Here is a 22,209-nt window from a genome sequence, read left to right as displayed (position 1 = left end):
CTCTCGCTTCGCTCGCCAGAACACGTTCGGTCTAGCTTCGAAACTACCTCAGCAAGACCTCTCAGCCTTTTACCGCTCCGACCATGATTCCTTTTGTAAAGAACTTCTGAACGAAAGGATATACGATCAGCATTGGAAGCATTGATATCACAATACTTGCTGCCTTAATGTTTTCTGCCACGAGGTTAGTCTGAAGACCTTCCTCAACTGAAACGTTGATGGATTCAACGAACTGCTTAAGTACCATCTGTACTGTAAAATACTTGGAGGAATTGATATAGTACAAAACATCGCTGATTCCGTTCCATCTTCCTACTGCGTAGAATAATCCAAGTGTCGCCATTGTTGGATATACCAGTGGAAGAACTACGCTTAAAAGACATCTTGCTTCACTGCAACCATCGATCTTGGCTGCGTCGTAGATAGCTGCGTCAATACCTTTAAAAGCGTTACACATGATGATCATGTTGTATGCACTAAGGGCGCCTGGTACAATAAGTGCCCACACAGTGTCTATCATCTTGAAGTCTCTTACGTTCAGGTACTCAGGAATAACACCTGGGTGAAGATACATTGTAAGAACGAAGAGTGTCATTACGATCTTGCCACCAACAAGTCCCTTCTTTGAAAGAGGATATGCTGCAAGCACTGTCATTACTAGATTTATTACTGTTGATGCAAGCATCAGTACGATTGAATACCAGAAGGCATTTACAAAGCTTCCGCTCTGAAGTGCTCTTGTATAAGCTTCTATATTGATGTCTACAGGGAGGATAAATACCTTTCCTGCAAGGATTGCATTCTTACCACTAAGTGAAACTGCCAAAACGCGAAGTATAGGAATCATGGCAATGCAAGTTATAAGAATGAAGAATGCTGTCCAGAAAAACTGGAATAGTCGTTCGTTTTTACTGTTGATAGCGCTCATTACATGATTCCCTCCTGTCCCATTTTTTTGATAACAGCATTAGCTGAAAATACTAAGATAATTCCAACTACTGTCTGGAACAGACCGACTGCTGTAGCAAAGTCGAATCTTCCTGCCGCAAGACCTACGGAATACACGTAAGTACTGATAACATCTGACGCATCCCTGACAAGGGTATTGCCCATCATATATGGTCTGTCAAAGCTGATATTAACAAGTTTTCCGATCTGCATGATCAAAAGAACTGTAATAGTTGATGAAATCTGTGGAATAGTTACATGCCATATTCTCTGAAGTCTGGTTGCTCCATCGATATAAGCAGCTTCTCCAAGGGAAGCATCTGCAGCCATAAGAGCTGCCAGATAAACGATAAGTGAATATCCAGCTCCCTGCCATACACCCATTACCCAGTACACAAATCTCCACAGGAACGAGTTACTTAGGAACGATACACTCTCACCCCCCAGTGATGTGATAACGTTGTTTACAAGTCCTGAATTTGAAAAGAGCTGTGTAACGATTCCTGAGATGATAACCCAGGAAAGGAAGTTTGGAAGGTACAAAAGAGTCTGAGTAGTCTTTCTGATCCTTTCACTTCTTAGCTCGTTTAAAAATATCGCAAGGAATATTGGAAATGGAAAACCTATGATAAGATCACCGATATTAAGTATCAAAGTGTTCTTAAGCGCACTCCAGAAGTCTTTCGAAGTAAAAGCTTCTTTGAAGTTTGCAAGTCCTATCCATGGGCTATCCCAAATGCCTTTAAAAACATTGAATTTCTTGAAAGCTACAATTACACCGAGCATTGGCTTGTACTTAAACAAGACCATATACACTACAGGAATTATGAGCATCAGGTACAACTGCCAGTTGTTTCTCAGATATACCCTGACCTTTCCTCTCTTTTTCTTGTCCATATAACCCTCTCTTCCCAATAACTCAAAATGTGATATCCCCCACATCACAAACGCTATAATGATAATCACTGTTCTCTTTATCATTATATATACTTATTTTACCCATGTCACCAACAAGAAACTACATTGATTTTGCCCTATACTTGATTAATCATTGCATTTTTTGTCATTTTACATTTTAGTCAAATATTCAGTTTTTTTATAAATTAAGAAGCGGATGTATGGTCATTTTGCGACCTACATCCGCTCTAGGATCGATTATTTATTTTCTGTATATTCAAAGCCTCTAAGCTTTAACTCACCTGCTTTGATACATGCTGCGAAGTGTCCTGGCTCATACTGAGCGTACTCAGGTGTGATCTCTTTGCACTTCTCATCACAGAATCTGCATCTTGTGTGGAAGTAACATCCACTTGGTGGATTTGCAGGGTTTGGAATCTCTCCTCTAAGAGGAATTCTCTCCTGCTGGAAGTTAGGATCAGCGACAGGAACTGCTGACATCAAAGCTTCTGTATATGGATGCTTTGGATGTGAGAAGATCTGCTCTGTTTCGCCATACTCTACCATCTTACCAAGGTACATAACACCTACTCTGTCAGAGATATGCTCAACTACAGAAAGGTCATGTGAAATGAAGATGTATGTGAGCTTCATTTCTTTCTGAAGGTCTTTTAACAGGTTGATAACCTGGGCCTGGATAGAAACGTCAAGGGCTGATACAGCCTCGTCACAAACAATGATCTTAGGATTAAGAACAAGTGCTCTTGCGATTCCGATACGCTGTCTCTGTCCACCAGAGAACGCATGTGGATATCTCATGAGGTAAGCTGGATTAAGGCCTACCTTCTCAGCCATGTCCTTAGCCTTCTGATCCATTTCGCTTTCTGGCATCTTTGGGAAGTTAGCCTTAAGTGGCTCCTTGATGATGTCCAGTACTGTCATTCTAGGATCAAGTGATGAATATGGATCCTGGAAGATCATCTGAATCTCTTTACGGATTCCTTTCATCTTCTTTTTGTCTACTTTGAGGAAGTCGAGCTCTTCGCCAGCCTCTGTGCGGTACATTACTTCACCTTCAGATGCATCATAAGCTCTTACGATACAACGTCCAAGTGTTGTCTTACCACAGCCAGACTCACCAACGATACCGATAGTCTCGCCTTCTCTTACGCTAAAAGAAACATCTGTAACAGCCTTAACTGTTACGTTCTTGGAGGTAAAACGCTTGTGAAGATGTTTTACTTCTAAAATATTACCCTTTTCCACGCTTCTTTCCTCCTTCTGGTGCAGGTTCTGAGGCTTCTTTTGCAAGTCTCTCCTCTACCTCTTTTCTATGTGCCTGACAAGCAGGATTGTTGCAAGCAAAGCATGCAATCTTGTGTCCCGGCTCAGTCTCTACAAGCTCAGGCTCAGCCTTGTCGCAAAGGCCTTCGATTCTGCAATCACATCTGTCATAGAATCCACACTGCTTTGGAAGATTCATGGCAAGAGGTACAGTACCCTCGATAGAGAAAAGTCTCTCTTCCTTATTTCCACCGATCTTATGAACAGAGCCCATAAGACCTCTTGTGTAAGGATGCTGAGGGTTTGCATATATTGTCTTGGAATCACCAGTCTCAACGACTTTTCCAAGATACATAACAGCTACTCTGTCACACATTCTGGCAACAACGCCAAGGTCATGTGTAATGAAGAGGATAGCCATGTTGAACTCTTTCTGAAGTTCTTTCATAAGCTCAAGGATCTGAGCCTGAATTGTAACATCAAGAGCTGTAGTAGGCTCATCAGCAATGAGGAGCTTTGGATTACATACAAGAGCCATAGCTATAAGTGCTCTTTGTAACATACCGCCTGAAAACTCATGAGGATACTGATTGTATCTCTTTTCTACGTTGGCGATACCAACCTTTCTCATTACTTCAAGAGAGATCTCTTTCGCCTTTTTCTTGTCCTTTGTAATATGCAAAAGAGTTGCTTCAGTGATCTGGTTACCAATTGTGTACATTGGAGAAAAAGCTACCATTGGCTCCTGGAAGATCATGGAAATCTGCTTTCCTCTGATATTACGGATCTCTTTTCCCTTAGGATTCATCTTGAGGATATCTACTTCTGTTCCATCCTCATTTTTAAACATGATCTCACCGCTTGGAATACACTTTTTGTCATTGATAGCAAGAATGGATTTACATGTAATTGACTTACCGCAACCTGATTCTCCAACAAGACCAAGTGTCTCGCCGCGCTTTATTTCGAAGTTTACGCCTCTTACAGGTGTAAGAGTGCCTTCCATCATCTTTATATCAACATGGAGGTCTTTTACTTCTATAATATTTTCCTTTTCCATAAATTCCTCCTGATTATTTGTATGGATCAGCTGCATCTCGCATTCCGTCTCCAAGGAAGTTGAATGCCAAAACTGTGATTGTTACAAAGATAATTGGAATAAGCTTGTGTGGGTTAGCTGCTACGTCAGTAACTGAGCTTGCTTCCTGAAGAAGTACACCCCAGCTGGTTGCAGGGGACTTAATACCAAGTCCAAGGTATGACATAGAAGTCTCACCTACGATCGATCCAGGAATTCCAAGAGTAAGTGATACGATAAGGTAACTCATGAATCCAGGAACAAGGTGCTTCCAGATGATCTTCCAGGTTGATACACCTGATATTCTGGCAGCCATTACATAATCTTCATTCTTGAGAGAGAGGAACTTGCCTCGAACAACTCGAGCCATTCCAGTCCAGTTAATGAATGAAAGAATGATCGTCATGTAGAAGTACATCTTAATTGTTGAGATTCCGGCTGGGATAGCTGCTGAAAGTGCCATCCAAAGAGGAATCTGAGGTACAGCACCGATAACCTCGATAATACGCTGTATTACCATATCGATGGCTCCACCAAAGTAACCTGAAATTGATCCGATTGCAATTCCAAGGAAGAAACTTATGATCGCGCTGGCAAATGGGATTGAAAGCGAGATTCTTGCGCCAAGAAGTACTCTTGAGAAAATATCTCGTCCAAGTGAATCCGCTCCGAAGAGGAATAACTTAGCTCCCGTTCCGCCATTTGATCCTTCGCCTACACCAAAAAGGTGAAGATCACAAGGGAATAGTCCTAAGATCTTGTACTCAGAGCCATGTACAAACCATCGAATCTTGTAATACTCTGATAGATCTGGCTGAAGGCTTACTTCAAATGTTTTTTTATCAATCTGCTTGGCAAGTTTGTATACGTGAGGTCCTACATTCTGGCCATCGTAGATTGTATAGATTGCTGTTGGTGCTGAGTTTCTGTAAAGTCCATCAAATTCATCAAGTGAATATGGAGCAAGGAAATCAGCAAAAAGAGCTGCAATATAAAGTATTGCTAAAATAAAGAATGAAACCTGTGCCAGTTTGTGTTTCTTGAGCTTTCTTGCCATCAAGGTCCACTGGGAGGCAAGATAATAATCGTCTTTTGACTTTGTGCGCTTTGCCATTATCTGTTACCTCCTGAATAACGAATTCTTGGATCAAGGAAAGCAAGTGCAATATCTGATAAAAGTACACCGATTACGACCAATACTGCCTGGATCATAACGATAGCACCTGCAAGGTACATGTCCTGAGACTGAAGTGCCTTGTAAAGTACAGGTCCCTGAATCTGCATGTTTAATACCATAGCTGTTACAGTTGAACCAGAGAAAAGACTTGATAATACTCCGCCAAGACCTGAAACAGTTGGGTTGATAGCTGCTCTGAAGCAGTACTTCATAATGATCTTGCCTTCTGGTACACCCTTAGCTCTTGCTGTTAATGTGTACTGTCTAGCAACTTCATCAAGCATCTGCGCTCTGACTGAACGGATAATACCGCAAGTTCCACTTGTACCGATTACGACGATAGGAATGATCATTCTCTTCATGAAATCGCCAAAGTTGTAGAGGTGAACACCGTTCTTGAGCATTTCCTGTGTAAACAGACCTACGTTTGCGTTGCCTGTCCATCTATAAGATAAATACATAAGTACAATAGCCAAAATAAAGTTAGGAATAGCCGTACCCAAAAATCCTATGATGGCCGATATGTAATCGCCCACCGAATACTGATGGGTGCTGGCGTATACTGCTATAGGTATTGATACCAGATACTGGAACAACATGATAATGAAAGTAACGCCAATAGTTAATCCTAATCTGTCATTTACTACGCTCCAAACATCACGACCATATGCAAATGAGTACTTCCAGTTGTGGTGTGAGTGATAAAGTCTGTAATAAGGTGTATCAGATGGTGTCCAGATGATATCTTTTACCCATTTGATATACTGCTGCCATACTGGCAGATCAAGACCATAGTCTTCTCTCATTGATGCCGCGTAATCTGCGTCTACCAGCTCACCTTCTGTGGCCAGAGCCGCGATATGTGCTGATACATAGTCTCCCGGAGGAAGCTGTATAACGAAGAAAACAAGAATTGAAATAAGAAGCAATGTAGGAATAAACATGAGTACACGCTTAACGATGTACTGAACAAGGTCTTTCTCAAAAAAGGCCTTCAGATTACCAACAAAGCTCTTTTTAGCCATTTTTTCCTCCATCAGAACTGTCCCTTTCTCAAAAAATCCGAGGGCGTTTTAAAAACCTTTCGCGCCCTCGGAAATATTTACCAATTCAATTAGTGTTGATAATATTACTCAGCTTTGAAAAGCACCTCATAGTGAGTCATGTTAGCATACTGATAGCAGTCAGCCCATACAAGGTTATCTGCATAGTTCTTAATCTTTGAGTTAATGAGCTCATATGAGTTTTCTGCCTTAAGATAACCAATTGACCAGAGGTTATCCTTGTGGATCTGATAGATCTGTTCCTGATAAGCGTCTCTTTCTGCTTCATCAGATGTTGAACGCCACTTGTCATAGATCTCAACAAGCTTAGCCATGTCGCCTGTAGGCTCAACACCCTGAGCGCCCTTTGTCTGGTAGTATGTACCATACTCACCATACCACTCTGATGACTGAGCGATAGGAACGAATGGAGCTGCTCTATCTTTAAGTGAAGCACCACCGATAGCTGTGTGAGGTCCCATTACTGCAACCCAGTCATTGTTATCAATCTGCTCATCAAATGCTGCTACTTCAAGGTTCTTAAGTGCACAGTTGATACCAACTGCTTTGTAGTACTGCTCAAATACTGGATATGATTCATCAGCACCACCATCATATGCAAGGAATGTAAGCATGAAGTCTGATCCATCTGCGAAATCGTAGAATCCGTCTGATCCCATTACAAGTCCACATCCTTCAAGAAGGCTCTTAGCCTTGTCTACATCATATTCTGTCCACTTTGTTGCCCACTCTTCATCGTATCCGATGTTGCCTTCAGCTGGAGCTGCCTGGCCTGGCTCAAGGAATCCGTCTGAAAGAAGCTCTGAAACCTGTTTTCTATCTACGCAGATTGACATAGCTTCACGGAAATCTGGGTTAGCAAAAAGTGTTGCATAATTCTCGTCTGTGTTTGTGTAGTTAAATGTGATCTGGTAACTACCCCAGTTTGTTGTGCCCCACTCACGAAGCTCAGCTGCATCGCCAAGATCACCAAGTGTTGCTGAAATGTCCTTCATAGCGATTGTAATGATATCGATCTCGCCTGAACGGAACATAAGAAGATCCTGTCCATCTTCTGAAGTTGTGTTGAAGTGAAGTGCATCAACATAAGGAAGCTGATTGCCTGCTGCATCGACTTTCCAGAAGTATGGGTTACGATCCATGATGCAAAGTGTATCGTCTTTTGAGCTGTTACCTGGAACAGTTGAAAGAACGAAAGAGTTAAGTGTTGGAAGTCCTGATGTGTTCCAGAAGTTGTAAGAAACTGCTTTACCAAGATCCTTAACTGTTGCTGCATCGATGCCCTTCTTCTGAGCGTTTGCAAGTACTTCCTCTTCAGAAAGTCCTGTTGACTGCCAATACTCATTCTCTACATAAGGGAAATCCTCTGAATCAGGAATGAGATCGCTTAAGTAGTGAGCTGGAGCCCAGCACCACTTGAAGTCGCCGTTCTCAATGAAGTCTGCTGGGTACTTAGGATTTACAAATGTCCATGTTACTGTGTAATCATCAACTTTTGTAAGCTTTGCCCAAGCATCTTCGCCGTCAACTTCTTCTTTAAGAGCTGGCCATCCGTTCTTCTTGCTATCAAAGTTTGAAAGATGGCACATGTAATACCAGAATGTAATATCATCTGCTGTGAATGGCTCTCCATCAGACCACTTCATGCCTTCTCTTAAGTGGAATGTCCACTCTGTGTAGTCATCGTTGTGATCAAAAGCCTTGATTACGTTTGGATAATAAGATCCGTCTGTGTTGTAACGGATAATAGACTCAAGTGTTGGTCTGGATAATCCCCATCCGCCGCTAGCACCTGCAAGATTGATAACCCCGCCGTAATTACCGATTTCAAGGTGTGCACCAGTTGCATCTACAGTTTCAACAAAAACGTTATCAGCGTCTGGGATTCTCTCCTCAACTGCTGGGAGTGTTCCTGCTGATACCTGATCAGCAAGCATTGGAGCTTCAGAATAGCTTCCAAGGTTAACCTCTACCTGTGATACTTCTTCTGTTGTAGCTTCTGTTCCTGCCTGCTCTGTTGATGTGTTAGTATCTACCCCAGATTCATTAGGAGTAGCTGCTCCCCCACAACCTGCTAACATCGTCATTGATGTTGCTGCTGCAAGAACCATAGATAATAATCTAGAATTCTTCTTTCTCATAAGTTCCTCCTTTGGTAATATCACCAATACATTATGATATTAACATATTATCAAACCATGATAAGGTAAAATAGTTTATTTTTTTTGATTATTTTCAAAAAACATTGCATTTTTTGTTATTTTTATTATTTTCACTTGTATAATTTGCGATAAAGGTCTTTTAGCACCTCTACATCCAGTTCTCTAACTGTGTTTGATGGGCTTCCACTTATCATCGCATCTTCGGCCATCTTATCGATCTGAGCGTAGAATTCATCACGGTTTATGCCATATCCCTCAAGTGTTGGTATGTGACAAACATTGCAGATTTTTTTAATCTCAACCATAAAGTTATCTGCTGCCTGTTCATCTGAATCTTCATCACTTGCTGCCCCTATTGCTCTTGCCATATCGGCAAATCTGTCCTTAGCCCCTTCCTTTGCATACTCAAGGCAAACACTAAGAAGCATTGCGTTAGAAATTCCATGTGGCACGTGGAAAAGAGCTCCGATAGGACGGCTCATTCCATGAACCAGCGTTACACTGGAATTGTTAAAGGCTATTCCAGCCTCCAAAGCTGCAATAGACATCTGTGTTCTAGCCACATCACTGCCATTGTCATGATATGCAAGCGGAAGGTAATGAAATATTCTTTTTATTGCAGATATTGCCAAGGTGTCTGTAAGTGCCTGCGCCTTTCTTGATGTATAGGCTTCAACCGCATGTGTAAGCGCATCAAGTCCTGTTGACGCAGTCATCTTAGGAGGCAGTGTCATAGTCAGCTCTGGATCAATTATTGCAACATCTGGCATGAGCTGCGCTCCCTTTAGAAGCATTTTTACACCTGTATCCACATCAGAAATGATGGTAAACTGTGTTGCCTCAGAGCCTGTTCCAGCTGTTGTCGGGATTGCTACCATCTTAGCTTTGATGCCAGATATTTCTTTTCCCATATAATCCGATATCTTGCCAGTATTGGCATCCATTGCCGCAACTGCCTTCATAATATCAAGAGCACTTCCACCGCCTATTCCCACAAGAAAATCGCAAGCCTCGTTTCTGTAGATTGACAGAGCATCCTCTATCATCACATTCGTTGGCTCCCCCAGGAAATCATCATATATCGCAAAAGAAATTCCTTTTTTATTTAGTGCATCTGTGATGATCTTCACTTTGCCAAGCTTTTCAGTTATCTGATCACATACTATGAGAGCTTTTTTACCAAAACCTTCTACATATGATCCGACTTCTTTTATACTTCCTTTTCCAGTAACTATCTTCCCCGGAACAATAAACTCTTTAGCCATTAGTTACTTCCCCCTTACTCGACCTCTGAAAGCTTTACTGGTCTGTGTTCTTTTACAGAAAGATTTGCTGCCATTGCCATAAGTACTGGCTTAAGACCATCTTCAATGCCAACAGCTGTCTCTGTGTCATTCTCAACTGCATCAATAAAGGACTTGATCTCATCTGAATAAGCCTGCATATATCTTTCAAGGAAGAAGAAAAGAGGCTTTTCTCCTGTTACCCCATCCTGATTTGACACTGTCACATTTGACTGGGCGTCGTTAGTGATTGCTGCCATTCCCTTTGAACCAAATACTTCTGCTCTCTGATCATAGCCATATACTGACTTTCTGCAGTTATCAATTACTACAAGAGCTCCGTTTTTCATTTTGATGGTGATAACGGCTGTATCTACATCGCCAGCCTTGCCAATCTCCGGATCGACCAAAACTGCCGACTGAACATATACTTCTTCTGCATCGCATCCTGCAAGGAATCTGGCCATGTCAAAGTCATGAATTGTCATATCCATGAACATTCCACCAGATACTGCAACATATGCTGGTGAAGGTGGTTCAGGATCTCTTGATGTGATCTTGATGATCTGAGGATCTCCAACTTTGCCAGCTGCAACTGCTGCCTGTACTGCCCTGAAGTTATGGTCGAATCTTCTGTTGAAGCCTACCTGATACTTGAGGTTCTTGCCTTTTAATGCATCAATGACTTCATGGATCTTGTTTACATCATGATCTATGGGCTTTTCGCAAAAGACATGCTTTCCTGCGTTTATTGCCTCTATAGAAATAGGCGCATGAGTATCAGTTGATGAGCAGATGAGTACTGCCTGGATCTCAGGATCATTGATGATGTCCTTATAATCTTTTGTTACCTTCTCTATTCCCATGCCTTCCGCCCACTTAGCAGTTTCATCATTCATAAATGGATCTGCCAGTGTCTTGATCTTGGCTCCTGGAACATTATTGCTAATACTCTGTACATGTACCTTTCCGATTCGGCCAGCGCCGATAATTCCTACTGTAACCATATTTTTTCCCCTTTAAATTGTTTTTGCTTATAACCCTGTTTTTTCACTGATGTACTTACGAGCTTTGAGCGCATACTCAAACGGATTAGCTTTTGCAGGGTCTTGCTCTGCTTCTACAACTACCCATCCTTCGTAATTCGTTGCTTCCAATATTCTGAATAGTGGAGCAAAATTCACGTCACCATCTCCAGGTACGGTAAATACTCCCTCTCGTACGCCTTTTAGGAAGCTCCACTTGTTCTCTCTTGCCTCATTAACTTTAGCTGTTCTTATGTCTTTTAAATGTACATGCTTAACTCTCTTTGCATATTTAGCAAGGATTGGCTCTGGATCAATTCCTGCAAATGACAGATGTCCTGAATCGAATAATAGATAGACAAGCTCAGGATCTACCATGCGCATGAATCTATCGATCTCTTCTTCTGTTTGAACCACAGTACCCATGTGGTGATGGTATGTTAATGTCATACCGTTATCTTTGGCGACTTTGCCAAGCCGATTGAGTCCGTCTATAAGTCTGTCCCATTCCTTGTCATTCATGACATATTTTCCTTCGAAGATTGGCTGATCCAGTTTTCCCTGAGTAGAATAACTCTGCTCTGAGGCCCCTATTACCTTAGCTCCGAGAGCTTTCAGGAAATTAAGCTGTTCCACAAACTCTTTTTCCACCTCTTCATATGGCTTTGTCAAAAGAAATGAGGAGAACCACTGATTGCACACCTGAATACCCCTAAGATCAAGTGCCTTCTTTAGTTCTTCTGCATCCTTTGGATACTTGCTTCCTACTTCGCAGCCCTTAAAGCCTGCAAGTGCCATCTCGCTGATGCACTGCTGAAATGTGTTTTCTTTTCCCAGATCTGGCATGTCGTCATTGGTCCAGCCAATAGGCGCGATGCCCAGTGATACCTTCTTACTATCTAACATTACTTTCTCCCCTTTGTTGTCTATGTAGTCTTTTACCCCTTGTAGTCATACAGCCAAGTGTATCTCTCATCATCAATCCTGTCGGTCCATGGATTTCCTGGCAGATGTCTGATCATCCAGCAGGTGTACATCTGAAATCCTGGTGCGCAGGACTGCGGATGGACCTTTCCACCTGGAATTGCTGAAAAGCTACCGTCAACACTCTTGAAGACCTCATCTCCTACGAAGCTTGCGCCGAACCCCTCCGGTCTGTCGAATAGAAAATAATAGGTCTCTGGCTGTGGATGTGTGTGTGGTATGTATCCTGACCAGTTTCCCGGGTCATTTAAAACCTCTCCAAGAACCATGTTTGAGTAAGGCGCTGTCTCATGATCAAAGGCGGTGCTCACTCTTCTTTTTGCAGTTCCCCCGAACTTGTCCTTGCAAGAGTAGATCCACGGCGTGTTATCTGGATCATAGAACTTAGCATCAAATTCCTTTTCATTGTCAGTGCACTGAACAAGAATCTCTGCATCACTTTCTGCTGTAACTGTAACCCTGGTGTTTTTACAAACATGAAGCGCATAGAGCCCGTCTGTGAAGACGTCTTTTCTGTACACTTCCTTTTCCTGACCGTTCCAGGAATACTTTAGTTTTCCCTTTAGCAAAAGAACTGCCATCTCCTCTTTGGGCTTCACAAATTCTTTTACCTGGCCCTCGGACATACGGAATACTCTGATGTCCATCATCATGTCTTTATAGTCGTTATCATAAGTCGTCAGGATCTTTTCGCCCTTGTCATCAAACTCAGGATAACCAAAAACCTTTCCCATAGCTTTCCCCTTCTCTAAAAAAGTTTTATTAGTATTTACGAGCCTCTGCTCTACCTTCTTCTACATCTTTGCGGCAGGCCCTTACACTCTTACTTGTAGATACTGCTGCAAGACCTACATCCCACCATGAATCGTAACCATCAGTCATGGTCTTTGGCATTACCTTTAGGTCTATGAGAGTAGATACTTTCTGCTTTTTAGAATCTTTTACTGCTTCCTCCAGCTCTTCCACAGTTCTTACTGTGTAGGTCTTAAGTCCGTATCCCTTACCGATCATGGCATAATCGATAGGAATAAGGTCTCCGGCCAGCTTTCCATTTCGGTCTCTATACCTGAACTCGGTTGCCATTGAGCCAATACCATGGGTCATTTCCAGATTGTTGATACATCCAAATCCGCAATTATCAAATACTAAGATATTGATCTTGGCTTTTTCCTGCATTGCTGTTGCAATCTCACTGTGGAGCATCAAAAAGCTTCCATCTCCAAGAAATGTATAGACTTCCTTCTTGGGCTCAGCCATCTTGACTCCAAGCGCTCCTGCCACCTCATATCCCATACATGAATAGCCATACTCTGCATGGTAAGCGCCTCTCTCGTCAGTAGTCCACATTCTCTGAAGATCGCTAGGAAGCGATCCGCCAGCTGTAACAATGTTTGCATTTGCATCAATATTTCGTCTGACTGCAGCTATAGCTGCTGTCTGTGTCAATGTAGCTCCTGTTAATTTATGGAACTCAGGAAGTGTTCTAGGATCCCTTGCTTCGATCATTGGTTTGAACTTATCGCCTGTATAAACAATGCCTGCAAGTTTTTTCATTTCCTTTGACCAATTTTGTTTTGCAGTCTTTATTTCATCTTTATATGCGCTCTTATATTTCTTTTTCTTGAGCTCTGCTGTAACCAATGTAAGAGTTTCTTTCAGATCACCAACAGCCTTTGTTGCATCCATCTTGTATGCGTCAAAGCGGTTTACGTTTATGGTAACAACCGATACTCCCTGCTTGAACTGTCTCTTTGACCCCGTTGTAAAGTCAGAAAGCCTTGTGCCAAGAGCTATGATAAGATCTGCTTTTTTGGCAATCTGATTTGCAGCAGCTGTACCTGTTACACCGATTCCTCCAAGGCACATAGGATCAGATGACTTACAAGCGCTCTTTCCAGACTGAGTCTCACCAAACGGGATGTTAAAAGAGCTGCAGAACTTCTCTATTGTCTCGCCAGCCTCTGAATATTTAGCGCCTCCGCCAACTATTACCAGTGGTTTTTTTGCCTTAGAGATCTTTAAAACAATATCTTCTATCTCTTCTGAAGCTGCTGCCTGGCGAACGATCTTGTGAACTCGCTTTTTAAAGAAGTACTCCGGATAGTCATAGGCCTCGCCTTCGATATCCTGTGGAAGCGAAATGCATACTGCACCCGTCTCTGCAGGATCTGTCAAAACTCTCATGGCGCTTATCATTGCTGTCATGAGTTGTTCAGGTCTGTTTATCCTGTCCCAATACTTGCAGACTGGCTTAAATGCATCATTTGTCGTTACTGCCAGTGAACCCTCTACTTCAAGTTGCTGAAGAACAGGATCTGGCTGTCTTGATGCGAATGTATCTGCTGGGAATACTAAAAGTGGAATATGATTGACTGTCGCATCTGCGCAGGCAGTTACCATATTTGCGGCACCTGGACCTACACTGGATGAACAAGCGATGATCTTTCTGCGGTTATGCTGCTTGGCAAATGCGCAGGCGGTATGACACATCCCCTGCTCATTTCTTCCCTGAAAGACCTTAAGCTTTCCCGGATCACTGTCTAAGGCTTCCCCAAGTCCTACAGCGATACCGTGACCAAAGATTGTAAATATCCCCTCTACAAACTTTGTCTCCTTACCATCAAAGGAAACATACTGCTGGTCAAGAAACTTAACCAGCGCTTGAGCTGTTGTAAGCTTTATAGTTTTCTCCATGACCTTCTCCTATATTAAATTTGCTATACCCCTTGATCACGCTCTTTGTAATTTCCCAAAACAAAAAAATGTACGATATAGAGCGTAATTGTTACCCTATACCATACATTTTATTTTTATTATTGTGCATATTCTACGCGCTTTTTATGATGACTTCATAAAAAGATTGCATTTTTTGTCATCAAACTCTTGCAATCATTTCACCATATTCTTTTTTCTCTTCTTCTATGAATTTCCTGACTTCTTCTGTAGTTGGAAGTTCCTCTGAACAAGAGTGGCTCTTGACCATCATTGATGCCTCAGCGCTACCAAATTCAAGGCAATCGATCATGTCCCAGCCTGAGAATATTCCATAGAGGAAAGCTGATGCGTATCCATCTCCGCCGCCAAATCCCTTAAGTGCTTTTACCGGGAATGGTTTTATTGAATACTTTTCGCCGTCCTTCGTATAGGCAGTTGAGCCTTCTTTACCATGTTTGATCAAAACGATCTTGGCATTTTGTGAGAACCAGTACTTTGCTGTCTCTTCATCGTTCAAGCCTGGCATAATGAGCTTTTGGGTGAGGTCAAACTCCTCTCTTGAACCCATGATGATATCTGCTTCTTTGGCAACTGCTGCGTAGTAGATTGAGATCTCGTCGTCATTTTTCCAGTTGTATGCTCTGTAATCCACATCAAAAATGACTCTCGTGCCATTTTTCTTGGCAAGCATAACAGCCTTCAAAGCAGCTTCTCTTGAAGGGCTCTCAGCAAGGGATGTTCCTGAGATCAGGAGTGCCTTACTGTTTTTGATATAGTCTTCATCTATATCCTCAACTGAAAGCTGAAGATCTGCAATATCATTTCTGTACATGAGGATACTGCTCTCTGTTGGTGAGAGTATCTCTGTAAATGTCAGACCAAGCTTCTCGCCATTTGCACATCTTGTGATGTGGGATGTATCCACGCCTTCTTTGTTCATAAAATTCACTACGAAATTTCCGAACTGGTCATCAGATACCTTTGCAAAAAAGCCTGCCTTAAGGCCGTGTCTTGTGACACCAATTGAAGTGTTAGCCGGTGATCCACCGACGTACTTCTTGAATGTTGTGCATTCTTCTAATGGATGAAAATAGTCTACCGGATTGAAATCAATTGCAATCCTTCCAAGAAAAACTATGTCCATCTTCCTTGTGCTATCAAATTCTAAATACTTCATGTTTCTATCCCCTTTGTATTCCCCAATACATTATTATGTAGATAATTTAGAACTGACTTCTTTTATTTCTAATTGTGATAGTATGATCAAATCCTGTGTAATCAGTAAAGTAAACTGTTGATGCGCCTGCATTTCTCAGCTCAGAGTCCTCTTTACCCTCCATGAATCTGTGAGTTCCAAAAGCTGGTCCAATAACAAGTGTATCCTTGCTGTTTGAAAGCTCTACGTTTCCATCTTTTACTGTGAGAGCTTCGTTGCCTGAAAGGTGCATAGCAAGGTGATCATTTTCAATGAATGTTGCTCCGGTAAATGCAAGCTCGATTCTCCAAGGATCTCCATCAACACCGCTTGTCTTAACCCTTACATCGATTCCATCTTTTTCAGAAGACTCTGTTACCCAAACATCAATATCCATGTCTGGTCCCATCTTCTTGTCTCTGTTTGCATTGTCCATCTGCCACCAGTCGTTGGTCTCTGGAATCTTGTCTGCGCTCCATGGCAGGTAATACCAACCATGCATTGTCTGGTGAAGGTGTACTCCCCCAGGAATTTCCTCGATGGTATCTGCCTTGAAGGCTCTGTGTTCACAAAAGCTTCCTGCAACCTTCATCTCAAGCTTGATGCTTCCGTTGTGGAAATAAAGGAAGTTTGACTTGCCGCTCATGGTTGTATATGTATATCTTCCAGATTTATTTCTGGCGATACCTGAGTTTTTATAAAATACGTGGTAATCAGGATTGCTGTAAAGTCCATCGTGCTCGATCGTCCTCCATTCTGGATACCACATGAAATAAATGAGGCAGTCAGGAGCTAAGAGATTCTTGGACTGACAAATATCTATAATGCTGTTGCACATCTCATAGAACTCAGGCACGTTGTGACGCTGACCCATGAGCATATATTCAGTGTAATAATCTGTAGGATATGAGAGACGGTCCTTATCAAATCTTGTTGAGTTGGCTGTATAAACTGATCCGTCTGGTTCCCAGTAATGAAGCATCATGTAAAGGTTTCTAACTGCATAATCTTCATAGGAAGCATCACCTGTTGCCTCAGCAAGTGTGATCATAGCGTCATTATTTACTCTGTTATAGTTACCTGCTGACTTCTCTGCAAACTCTCCGTCTTCATTGCAATCGATTCCTTCTGCAAGATATCTGTTTGCACAGGCTCTCATGTCATCATTGTCATAGATCTTGGCACATTCCATAAGTGTTGAAGCAATTGCCCATCTATGATTTGGAGTATGGAAGCCACCAGTCATGATACCGTGAGCTGCCTTCTCAATGATCTCATTCATTGTCTCGAACATCTCATTTTCTTCAGCAGTTCTTTTGTCTCCTACGATATCTCTAAGGTAAAAGAAAAACGGCATGAGCTTCTTGATTGAAAAAGCTGTATCTGGAGCGGAATTGAAGTTACATGTTACATAGTCATAAAGTCCGCTTTCATGCTGCATCATCTTGGCAAACTTAAAGCCAAGTCTGATCCTGTTTAAGAGCTCTTTGCTTCTGTAAAGCTCACTGTCGCTATTGCAATAAAGAGCCATCATAGAAGCTGTTCTATAGATGGTGTACTTCGCATCCAAGATATGATCATCATCAAGAAATGCTCCCTGATTAGGATTATTCTCATCCATGATCTGCTGACGCATGGACTCATATACTCTTTCTTCTGTGTCCTTTAAAATAATCTGATAATGTTTTTCCATAATATGCCTCTTTTATTCAACCTTTGCTAATTAGTGCTGCTCCTACTATTCCTACATCTCCTGCGTCTGCGATTCCCTTTGCCACAGTGATGAATGTATTCTTTTTGCTGGTTCTTGAATATACGCCTTTGCTGACCTTATCTCTCACCTGTTCAATAAAAAGATCTGCTGCCCTTGTAATACCGCCACTTAAAACAAGTACTTCCGGCTGCAGGATGTTTATTATGTCTATGAGACCTTCGGAAAGATAAGTTGTAAACTGGTCCAGGACTTTGAGCGCTGTTTCATTCTTTTCTCTTACAAGACCAAAGAATTTCTCGCCATCCATGTCATCTACCTGCATAGCTTCTTTTGCCTGATTTATAAGGGCTGTTGCTGATGCGTAGTTTTCAAAGCATCCTCGTCTTCCGCAGTTGCACTCCGCTCCTTCCACATTTATTGTCATGTGTCCGATCTCTGCTGCCGCGTAATTGATACCTCTCACAACCTTGCCATCAATGATGATCCCGCCGCCGATTCCGGTACCAAGAGTGACCATCACAAAATTTTTTGCATCATAACCGCCTGTAATGTACTCACCAATTGCCGCTGCATTAGCATCATTGTCAAAACAAGTAACACTTCCAAGCTTCTCACCAAGAGCCTTCTGAAGCTCTGGTAAAAATGGTACATCCTCAAATCCCAGGTTATTAGCATACATGATCTTGCCTGTATCAAGCTCAGCCGTTCCCGGAACCCCAACACCGATGGATTCGATATCGGATTCATTTAAACCATTCCTAGCAATCAACTCCTTTACAGTTGTTGCTATGGCTTTGATCATCTCTTCTGGACTACTAGCTTCTGATGTCTTAACACCAGTCTTGTCCACAATCTTGTAGGTTTCATCAACAATTCCGATCGCAATATTGGTTCCACCTACATCCACTCCAACTCTGTACATCTCACACCTCAATAATTCACGCTTTCAATGCTTCCAACAAGAATAACATTGCGAGGGCCTGTCCATATGGCATTGGCTTGATTTCGATGGTCTTATAAAAGTCTTTGGACTCTCTACCCATTGGAGTTCCGTAGGATACCTGGTTGACTGTTCCATCTTCTGCAATATTTGAAAGCACTGCATCAAGTGCCTTAAGTCCAACCTCTTTATACTTAGGATCAATAAGTCCCATTCTAACTGACTTTAATATTCCGTAGGCAAATCCACATGTAGCACTTGTCTCAACATATGATGTTGGATCATCTACAAGTGTATGCCACATTCCGCTCTCATCCTGGTATTTCTCAAGAGCTTCTACCTGGCGTTCCAAAGCACCGATAAGGAACCTTCTGTCTGCTCCCTTTACATCAGCAATTGAAAGGTACTCTGGAATTGCCATTGTAAACCAGCAATTTCCTCTGCCCCAAAGAGCTTCTGCGAAGTTATGATTTCCGTTGAAGGTCCATCCATGGAAAAGAAGTCCTGTCTTGCGGTCTGTAAGATACTTGATGTGAAGAAGGAACTGATACCTTGCTTCTTCTCTGTACTCATCGTTGTCTTCGATCTCGCCCATACTAGCAAGGAACATAACTGTCATAAACAGTGTATCATCCCATAGCTCTTCGTTATTCTCACTGTCAGATGTTCTATGAGTGAAGCCGCCTTCTTTTGTTCTTACGAAATCTTTCATGATGGCCTCTGCCCACTCATGACATACTTTTCTATATTCAGCATTCTCTTTTTCTTTTAACAAAAATGACAATGTCAAAAGTGGAGCTGTCGTATTAATATTCTTTGCAGGAAGTCCAAGTGAGATCTCCTTATCATAGAACTTATCAAGGAAGTCGTAGTAATTCTGATTTCCTGTCTCTTCAAAGAGCTGCAAAAGTCCGTAAAGTCCTACTCCCTGAGTCCACTCCCAGTGCTGGTATCTTGATACATCATCTCCAGCAAGATTCTTGGATTTCATATTTTCCAAAAAGAACTCATCATCCTCATAGAGGAATTTCTGGAAACTATCTGCCAGAACCTTCAGAGTATTTGTTATTAATTCATTATCGACTTTCATTTGCTACCTCTCTTTTTTTCATATATACTAATCACATGCTTATAGATGACAGTATTTTTTATGAAGACAATCATTATATAATCATCAACAACATCCCTAACAACATCTTTTATTACATTGATTATGATAAGAGGGATGCCTCTATCAATATGGAATTCCAGCATCTGCATCCATATTACGAGATGATGATACTGCTTGCGCCTAACGCAACCCACCTTATCGAGGGAACTCCTTACAATATCCACATGGGAGACATTGTGTTACTGGCGCCTTCTGTCATGCACAAATCTGTGTATTACAAGGGCGAGCCCAGCAAGAGAATCATTATTGACTTTATGTATGAGCTTCATAATCCAGATACTGCCGAAGCTTATGAGAAAATTCTCAGTCCTTTCAACAATGAAGTCCCAATCTTCAGATTTAGCCTTGAAGACAGGCAAAAACTTATAAGCATCTTGAATTCGCTCTTTGTATTTTCTAAAGAGCACCAGTATTACGGAAATCCTGCAGATGAATTTTATATTCACACTAAGTTCCAGGAATTTCTTTATACTCTTTATGATTTAAAGGACAAGAATCTCTACACCAATGATCAGAGCTACAGCTCCATCGAGCAAAAGATGTATGAGATCTCATCCTACATTCATAACCATTTCAGTGAAGATATTTCACTTAACTCGCTGTCTGATCAGTTCTTTGTGAGCCCTAGCTATTTGTCACGAGAGTTCAAGCAGGTTACAGGCTTCAACCTCTCCAACTACATTCAGCTTACCAGGATCAAGAACGCACAGTACAGGCTTGTTTCATCCAATGAGAAAATCTCTGTTATTTCAGAAGAATGCGGTTTTGCATCTTTCTCACAATTCAACCGAATCTTTAATAAGGTTGCAGGAACAAGTCCCAGACAGTACAGACAGACCGCGATCACTAACAACAAATAACAGGATTGCTGATAGCAAGGTTTGTACAATCGCTCTTAGCAATAAAGAATACATACTTGGCTTCTTCTACATCTTCACTTATGTGCATGCTGTAGTCATAGAAGCCTTTTTCTTTGTTTGCTTTTAAATCTATCTCCTTAAATGTTCCATTCTCAGTACAGATAAGGAGTTTCTTAAGCTCTGTGTTAGCAAGGAGCTTAATATCAATATCAAGTTTTCCTGACTTTTCAAGCTTCTCACCAGGCTTTTTGCCATTTACAGTTGGGATCAGGATTGGTCCGTTAGTCAAAAAGCTATGACCACTCTTTAATGTCTTTAAGACATTTTCCTGATTTCTTTCACCTTCGATATTGATATAGGTTCTGACTCCGCCGCTTGTGAGGTTTGTCTCAGCCCATTTTTCAAGGATAGGTAAAAGACTCTCTGTAATAAGCTTAAATACGTGGAGCTCATCTTTATATTTTTCTTCGAGCTCTTTTTCTGAAGCCTTGATGATATCAACTGTATCCATGATCTGATCGAATAGAATGTGATAATCATCTGCAGCTATATTATGTGTATCACTTCCCGTTGTTGCTGGAAGAAGCAATCCTCTTTGCATAAGTGTAAGCCACAGCTTGTAAGCCAGATCATTGGTACTTCCGGCCATCATTGGGTTAGATCCATTCCAAATCTCCATGGTCTCAAAGATATCGATCATATCATAAAAATTTGGATTCCAGGATATTGAAACTGACAGATCTCTAGGATGGTTGATCTGTGGAAGTCCGCCCAGTTCCTTGATCTGTGTTGTAACACGTCTGAATTCATTTCTCAGGAACTCGTCTGTTCTACGATCACCCTGTGGAATGTCGTATATTACATCTTCATCTACACCCATAGCCATAACATGTCCGTTGGAAGTTGAAATTTCCTTGGACACTATAGGTGTGAAGTTATCTCTTTTCCCAGCCTTCCATGCTTCATGGTTCAGGACGTTGTGGTGATCACTAAGTGCGCCGTACTCAAGTCCCATGGCCATCATTGAATTTGCTATTTCCTGTGGAGTCTCAACTACATCGTCATCTCCTGCGTAAACAGGGCTTGAATAAACGCTGTGATGATGAAGGTCTCCTGCGATCCAGCCTTCTTTTGAAAGATTGTAGAATCTGTTGAGGTCATAAAGCTTCTTGGTATATTCACCAGTCTTGATCTCAAGGCTGTCTGTGATGATCTCATACTCACTACCCTTTGAGATCTCAACTACATATGTTCCTTCCGAGAGCTTTCTGGAAAGAACACCGTCAAATCCAGTCATATCACGGATCATAGTGATCTTACCATTAACCCTATTAAATGTTTCTGGTGTCTCGCCTTCAAGAAGTTTGAAGAGCTTGACCTGAGCAGGTGTTCCTACTCCGTCGCATCTTGTCTCTACGATCAAACTACCAAGATCAGTAGCGCCTTCAAGAATTCCATTTCTATGGAATCTGTTTCTGTCGTTCTTGGCATCGTAATCAACATTATTGGTTCTCTTTGAAATCTTACCTCCAAAGTTTGTAACAGCAAAACTGGTAAATTCATAGAGTCTGTCTGCATTCATTTCTTTTACTACTGGATCGTCAACGCCTTCCTCAGCGAGCTTACCCTGTAAAAGACCTATTGCAATTGATAAAAACTTTGTTTCTTTACTCATGCTATATCTATTCCTCCTGACAAATAGAACTGCCAAG

18 protein-coding genes are annotated in these 22,209 nt (G+C 41.7%); 1 reads left to right on the top strand and 17 read right to left on the bottom strand.

The annotated features are described in order from the left end of the window. Positions 1 to 61: 61 nt before the first annotated feature. The 16 genes from bhn_RS01030 to bglB form a co-directional block, all read right to left on the bottom strand. Positions 62 to 928 (bottom strand): carbohydrate ABC transporter permease, encoded by an 867-nt coding sequence (locus bhn_RS01030; protein WP_071174957.1) that lies wholly within the window; start codon positions 926 to 928, stop codon positions 62 to 64. Continuing rightward, positions 928 to 1,845, bottom strand: a complete 918-nt coding sequence (locus bhn_RS01025) for an ABC transporter permease (protein ID WP_071174956.1) — start codon at positions 1,843 to 1,845, stop codon at positions 928 to 930. The genes bhn_RS01030 and bhn_RS01025 overlap by 1 nt, the downstream gene beginning before the upstream one ends. 258 nt (positions 1,846 to 2,103) lie before the next feature. Then, positions 2,104 to 3,111, bottom strand: coding sequence for an ABC transporter ATP-binding protein (locus bhn_RS01020; RefSeq protein WP_071174955.1), 1,008 nt, complete (start codon positions 3,109 to 3,111; stop codon positions 2,104 to 2,106). Further along, positions 3,098 to 4,189 (bottom strand): ABC transporter ATP-binding protein, encoded by a 1,092-nt coding sequence (locus bhn_RS01015; RefSeq protein ID WP_071177376.1) that lies wholly within the window; start codon positions 4,187 to 4,189, stop codon positions 3,098 to 3,100. The genes bhn_RS01020 and bhn_RS01015 overlap by 14 nt, the downstream gene beginning before the upstream one ends. 13 nt (positions 4,190 to 4,202) lie before the next feature. Then, the gene (locus bhn_RS01010) at positions 4,203 to 5,321 is read right to left on the bottom strand and encodes an ABC transporter permease (protein WP_071174954.1); all 1,119 of its coding nucleotides are present in this window, start codon (positions 5,319 to 5,321) and stop codon (positions 4,203 to 4,205) included. Next, complete coding sequence (locus tag bhn_RS01005; RefSeq protein ID WP_071174953.1) at positions 5,321 to 6,409, bottom strand: ABC transporter permease; 1,089 nt, start codon at positions 6,407 to 6,409, stop codon at positions 5,321 to 5,323. The genes bhn_RS01010 and bhn_RS01005 overlap by 1 nt, the downstream gene beginning before the upstream one ends. Before the next feature lie 104 nt (positions 6,410 to 6,513). Continuing rightward, positions 6,514 to 8,589 (bottom strand): ABC transporter substrate-binding protein, encoded by a 2,076-nt coding sequence (locus tag bhn_RS01000; RefSeq protein WP_071174952.1) that lies wholly within the window; start codon positions 8,587 to 8,589, stop codon positions 6,514 to 6,516. 131 nt (positions 8,590 to 8,720) lie between these two features. Then, the gene (locus tag bhn_RS00995) at positions 8,721 to 9,875 is read right to left on the bottom strand and encodes an iron-containing alcohol dehydrogenase (protein WP_071174951.1); all 1,155 of its coding nucleotides are present in this window, start codon (positions 9,873 to 9,875) and stop codon (positions 8,721 to 8,723) included. A 14-nt stretch (positions 9,876 to 9,889) separates the two neighbouring features. Further along, on the bottom strand, positions 9,890 to 10,900 hold the full coding sequence (gene iolG / locus bhn_RS00990) for an inositol 2-dehydrogenase (protein WP_071174950.1): 1,011 nt from the start codon (positions 10,898 to 10,900) through the stop codon (positions 9,890 to 9,892). A gap of 27 nt (positions 10,901 to 10,927) precedes the next feature. Next, positions 10,928 to 11,824 (bottom strand): myo-inosose-2 dehydratase, encoded by an 897-nt coding sequence (iolE, locus tag bhn_RS00985; protein ID WP_071174949.1) that lies wholly within the window; start codon positions 11,822 to 11,824, stop codon positions 10,928 to 10,930. 32 nt (positions 11,825 to 11,856) lie between these two features. Next, positions 11,857 to 12,636, bottom strand: a complete 780-nt coding sequence (locus bhn_RS00980) for a 5-deoxy-glucuronate isomerase (RefSeq protein WP_071174948.1) — start codon at positions 12,634 to 12,636, stop codon at positions 11,857 to 11,859. A 28-nt stretch (positions 12,637 to 12,664) separates the two neighbouring features. After that, entirely contained in the window at positions 12,665 to 14,596 is a 1,932-nt protein-coding gene (iolD, locus tag bhn_RS00975; protein WP_071174947.1) for a 3D-(3,5/4)-trihydroxycyclohexane-1,2-dione acylhydrolase (decyclizing), read from the bottom strand. 181 nt (positions 14,597 to 14,777) lie between these two features. Beyond that, positions 14,778 to 15,794, bottom strand: coding sequence for a 5-dehydro-2-deoxygluconokinase (iolC, locus tag bhn_RS00970; RefSeq protein WP_071174946.1), 1,017 nt, complete (start codon positions 15,792 to 15,794; stop codon positions 14,778 to 14,780). Positions 15,795 to 15,840: 46 nt separating this feature from the next. Further along, positions 15,841 to 17,505, bottom strand: a complete 1,665-nt coding sequence (locus bhn_RS00965) for a hypothetical protein (RefSeq protein ID WP_071174945.1) — start codon at positions 17,503 to 17,505, stop codon at positions 15,841 to 15,843. Between the two features lie 16 nt (positions 17,506 to 17,521). Next, on the bottom strand, positions 17,522 to 18,448 hold the full coding sequence (locus bhn_RS00960; RefSeq protein ID WP_071174944.1) for an ROK family protein: 927 nt from the start codon (positions 18,446 to 18,448) through the stop codon (positions 17,522 to 17,524). 16 nt (positions 18,449 to 18,464) lie between these two features. After that, positions 18,465 to 19,556 carry a beta-galactosidase BglB gene (bglB, locus tag bhn_RS00955; RefSeq protein ID WP_071174943.1) on the bottom strand — a complete coding sequence of 364 codons (1,092 nt, stop codon included), beginning with the start codon at positions 19,554 to 19,556 and terminating at the stop codon, positions 18,465 to 18,467. 35 nt (positions 19,557 to 19,591) lie between these two features. Here bglB and bhn_RS00950 point away from each other — a divergent pair, with 35 nt between their 5' ends. Then, entirely contained in the window at positions 19,592 to 20,497 is a 906-nt protein-coding gene (locus bhn_RS00950; RefSeq protein ID WP_071177375.1) for a helix-turn-helix domain-containing protein, read from the top strand. On the opposite strand, the gene bhn_RS00945 is transcribed toward bhn_RS00950, so the two are convergent. Further along, positions 20,484 to 22,172, bottom strand: a complete 1,689-nt coding sequence (locus bhn_RS00945) for a CehA/McbA family metallohydrolase (protein ID WP_071174942.1) — start codon at positions 22,170 to 22,172, stop codon at positions 20,484 to 20,486. The genes bhn_RS00950 and bhn_RS00945 overlap by 14 nt on opposite strands. Positions 22,173 to 22,209: the final 37 nt, after the last annotated feature.

This window comes from Butyrivibrio hungatei, assembly GCF_001858005.1.
Lineage (GTDB): Bacteria > Bacillota > Clostridia > Lachnospirales > Lachnospiraceae > Butyrivibrio > Butyrivibrio hungatei.
The sequence above is the reverse complement of the archived record's forward strand: the minus strand, read 5'-3'. Positions and strand labels throughout refer to the sequence as shown.